This window comes from Acinetobacter lactucae (genome assembly GCF_001605885.1).
Lineage (GTDB): Bacteria > Pseudomonadota > Gammaproteobacteria > Pseudomonadales > Moraxellaceae > Acinetobacter > Acinetobacter lactucae.
The window spans coordinates 1-4,820 of sequence record NZ_LRPE01000030.1; the positions used below are offsets into that span (position 1 = coordinate 1).

Consider the following 4,820-nt stretch of genomic DNA (forward strand, 5'->3'; position numbering starts at 1 on the left):
GAAATATTTAAATCAAATACTAAAAATAATGTTAATAATTTTACAACTGAACCAGGTACAATCTTTATATTTGTATTCTTAGAATACACTTCAATACTATGCATCTGATCAATAATAGAGATTGATAATGATTTAGCCGAAATTCTCTCAATCTTTTTCATTATTGAATTAAATTCGGTTAATCCTGTTAATCTAGCATCCAAGTTTGTAATAGTGCTCATACTTTACTCCACTATTAATTTTTCTAATTTTAATTTTTTAAAATTACTTTTTTGCAAATCAAATTCAATCAAAAAATTTTGAATATCATCTATTTCTAGTTTCTGAATATCTGAAAAACCATATTCCCACCAGGCTGATTTTAATAGTTGATTAATAGTATCTTCATCAAATCTATATTTTATAATTTTTGCAGGATTCCCTCCCACAATAGCATATGGTGGTACATCCTTTGTAACTACAGAATTTGCTGCAATTACAGCACCATTTCCAATGCTTATAGTTGGCTTTAATAATGCCCTTGCCCCTATCCAAACATCATGTCCAATATTTAGTGTTTTTAGTTCAGGATTATTGGGTAATCTTCGGGCATTTTGATCCATATTATTAATTTCTAAATATTTTTGATAAATTATAAAATTTCGATCGTATGTTGTTGCTGAAGTTGTAAGCCATTCGTGAGGATGCCTTAACCCAAGTACTCTCACTCCCTCTGCTATTGAACAATACCGACCTACTTTAGTAGTAATTGGCAATAGAGACCAACTATAAGAAAATGCTCCCATACTCCAAATATTGTTACCAACTAAAAATGCACAAAAAGGTTCAATTTCTACTTTTTCGAGAAAATTAATGTAATCTTTGTCAAGAAACCTTACGTTACCATTACGAGTAAAAAATATATTATTTTTACTCATAGTTTCTTTTAGCTCTATATATTGTCTTTTCATATGTCATTCAAAATAGTTATAAAAAGCTACTAACCCCGATAAATTATGCTCTTGATCATCTATTCGTGCTCTAAAACGATCATGTCTAACAAAGAATGCATTTTTAATTTTATCTGGCCTAGCCATATACATTGCTAATTCAGGGTAAAAAAATCCTGTAGAACGTTGGAACTCAACTCTATATTTAATTAACTCCTTTAACTCATCAAACTTTGCCTCATTAAATAATTCTTCATAACCATTATCTCGCATATATAAAACCATTTTATATGCCGACATCATCATTTCTAAAAAAGTTGCATAAGCAGTTTTTCTATTTTTAATAAAACTCATATGATTGAGATAATTATTCATTCCAAATCTAAAGTATTTTTCTTCAGGGCATATTTTTGTTAATTCATTTGTACAATAACTTAGCCAATGATCATGATATTTATCATATTTCTTTATAATAAAGTTATCAAACATTAGCTTAACAGTATCCAATAAATCTTTGTTTTTATTAATTTGATATAAGCGTAAAAGCCCTAACGCAGCTTCACCATCATAATATACAATTCTGAATTTTTCTTTTACACTTAATGATGGGTAATTTAAAATATGACTAGTTTGTCCATTTTCATCAATCATATATTGTATCCCTTTTGCTAGCATTTCAGCATATTTGAGATACTTATCTTTACCAGTTACTTCTTGATATTTAGCAAGCATAAATATTGTAGTTGCATTTGACCCTAATTTTATTTCTAAATCTTTTTCCCCATCAATCATAAATCCTTTTTCTTCTACAATTTTATAAAATTTTTCGAAAGCATACTCCATAGATTTTTCAATTTTATCTAAATATTTCTTATTAAAATCTACTTCCAATGTTTCTAATAATGCATATAGAGATGTACAATGTCTGACCGTATTATAACTTTTAATTTCTCTATCATAAGCTGGAAAATAACCATAAACAAATCGCCCATCATCCATAATTTGATTATACAAAAACTCGGCATTATTAATAATAATCTCTTTGATCTCAGCCTTATTAATTTTAGAATGACATCTTATTCCATTTGCTACACCTACAGTCTGCAAATCAATAAACATCCCCTTTTCATAAAAAGCAGCTATAGTGTCAAAAACCCACACTTTTTTTATATCATCTAATTTAAAATACTTAGTAATATTTTTATATTTTGCTTTTATCGCATCATTAAGATTCTTTTCATCAAAAAAATTAGGTTTATCAAATGAAATACCTTTTATAATAGCTTTACCATATATTTCTTGTTCTAAAAAACATAGATTAAACTTTCCATCAAAGCTGATACCTTTTCTATAATGATTATTATGCTCTTGATTTAAAATAAAAAACTCAACATCTTCCCAGCTCTCTTCACTGATATTATATGCAAGATCTATTTTAAAAAACTCAGGTATTCCTCTATTTTTAGAATATAAATTATCTAGAAAAGAATATATTCTCTTTAATACAGTATTAATATTTTCATCAAAAGTATTCCATACTTCACAGCGTTTTTTCTCATTTCCAACAGATAAGAAAACACATATACCTCCCTCACTTTCAGAATGGTTTTTTAATTGAATTAACAACCAATCTTTTAATTTTTTTTTGAATTCCTCAAATTTACTATAGGTATTAATTTCCATATTATCACTTTAAAAAATCTTTTAAGTTATTATAACATATCATATTTAATTTCAAAATTATTTAACAAAATAAAAAAAGAGGATCCGTAGATCCTCTTTTTTCAAATAATCAAATTAAAATAATATTTGACTATTTTGCAGTAGTTCATCAATCGTAGTAGTAGTATTTTTAAGAGTTAAGATTTCTGTAGAATTATAAGATATTCCACTTCCATCTCTATCTATACTAATTACTGTATCCGCACCTACTTGAGTAGCAGTTACATATTGACCAATATTTGTATTATTAACAGACTGACCTGATAATAAAGTACTTATATCGATTTTATCTCCTTCTGCTTTATTAAAATCACTCCAGGTATCTGAACCATTTCCACCTGTAGAATCTGTAGCATTTAGAAGGTTGAATATAACTGTATCTGCACCAGTACCAGTTGTATAAACATCATTTCCTGATGTACCAGAAATTAAATCATTTCCAGTACCCGTTTCATAATGTCTACCCAAGTTAATTGTTAATGTAGCTACATTACTTTCATCGCCATTCGCAGCTATAAGTTTATAATTGAAACTTGTAGCTTGGCTTCCATCTGCGGTGGCATTTGGAGTAAAGGTATATGTACCATTAGCAGCAATATTTAATGTTCCATTACTGTAAACCAAAGTTTGACCAGTAGCTTCAACAAATACGCCAGCTGCATTTTCTACAAACAACTTGGTACCCACACCACCTGTCACATCAGTACCATTACCACTATCATCTGTAATTATGTTACCTGTTGCTGGAGTAAATTCTCCAGAAGCAGTAAATACATCGTAATGTGTCAATGTTGGTTGAACTGAGGTTTGTACCGTAGTCGTATTAGTACCATTAACAAGGAATGACTCATTGCTTTCAGTACTTGTATACACTACACGCCATTGTGTCGCCACACTATCTGCAGGTATTGAATAACTATTATCAATGATCGTAGCATTCGATCCACCTAGGAATGGATGGCTATAAGTTGTAGTTGGTGAAACATATACAGTTTGCCAGCTACCGCCTACCAATTTTTGTACGCTATAACCGAAGGTATCATTATTAGCGCCAGATGAATCAGTTGTAGTAACTTTGATAGATAAAACAGCAGAAGCATTTGGATCTACGGTAACAACATCTGAAGTATCTGTACCAGGATTACGCGTATAAGTATAACCACCAAATAAGCTACCAGTACGAGTAACCGAAGCCGTCATTGAACCAAGATCTGCTGATTTTGTTTCAACAAAGTTTGTGTAATCTACTTGAGCGCCATTGATATCATTAGTAGCAACTAAATCAACTGTACCATCCAAAGTAGGGTCAGTTGGCCAGTTAATGTCTACTTGAGAACTATCAATTCGGATATTGAGATTAGCTGTCGCTGTATTTCCATCAACATCTTGAATTGTATAAGTAAACGTATCAACTTTACCTACTGAGTTAGGAATTTCCGGATTTCGGATGTATTCATAATTCCCATCCTTATCAATATAGAGGTCACCATAAGCACCTTCTATTTTTTGGAAGTCATTAACAGATTGATCCACTGTTAACGTATTACCAGTCTCAGAAATTACTTGTGTAACGACTAGTGGCTGACCTTCAGGATCGACATCCGCTACATCCCCTGGACCTTCAGGAACAATAACGTTGCCACTTACAACAACCTCACCATAATCAGTTGCTACGCCACCTGATGGAATGGTTAAAGTTGGGAAGCCTAAACCTGTAAAGTTAAGCCCTTGGTCATTTGTCATGACAATGGCATATTGACCTTCAGGTAAATCATTAATCGTGGTGCCACCTGTATAGAACCCTACAAGTGCTGCAAAAGCAGTTCCGGCATTTGGAATATGCTCATAAAGCTCATATTCTCCTGTGTTTTCATTTAGACGAAGAACATCGAGGCCTAAACTAACAACACCCACACCAGCATATAATCCACTGATATTTACCTCAAAGTCTTGCAATGTTCCTTGAGGAACTTCTACTTGCAACGCATTGTTCGAAGCCCATGTCCAGTCCAGAATCAAACCATCATAAGAAGGTAGAACTACAGACGTCTTAGATTGTGTAGGTACAGCGCTTGTTGTTGGATCAATATTGGCATCGAGCGTTGCCAAGTCGTCATTCGCAACCAAGTCTGAGTCGCTGTCAGAGTCTGAGTCGCTGTCAGAATCCGA

General features: G+C 32.0%; 3 protein-coding genes and 1 pseudogene. All 4 read right to left on the minus strand.

Annotation, left to right across the window (positions count from 1 at the left end; translation table 11 throughout):
* Window positions 1-221: pseudogene (locus AWW73_RS11395) on the minus strand (serine hydrolase); the annotation flags it as partial.
* A gap of 3 nt (window positions 222-224) precedes the next feature.
* Window positions 225-950: a CatB-related O-acetyltransferase gene (locus AWW73_RS11400; protein WP_062849700.1), complete on the minus strand. Its 726-nt coding sequence runs from the start codon at window positions 948-950 to the stop codon at window positions 225-227.
* Between the two features lie 3 nt (window positions 951-953).
* Window positions 954-2,612, minus strand: a complete 1,659-nt coding sequence (locus AWW73_RS11405) for a hypothetical protein (RefSeq protein ID WP_062849701.1) — start codon at window positions 2,610-2,612, stop codon at window positions 954-956.
* 114 nt (window positions 2,613-2,726) lie between these two features.
* A partial coding sequence (locus AWW73_RS11410; protein WP_062849702.1) for a BapA/Bap/LapF family large adhesin occupies window positions 2,727-4,820 on the minus strand: 2,094 nt, incomplete at its 5' end.

Excerpts from the sequence above, each read along its gene's own strand:
- AWW73_RS11400 (WP_062849700.1), bottom strand. The coding sequence starts at position 950 with ATGAAAAGACAATATATAGAGCTAAAAGAAACTATGAGTAAAAATAAT.
- AWW73_RS11405 (WP_062849701.1), bottom strand. The coding sequence starts at position 2,612 with ATGGAAATTAATACCTATAGTAAATTTGAGGAATTCAAAAAAAAATTA.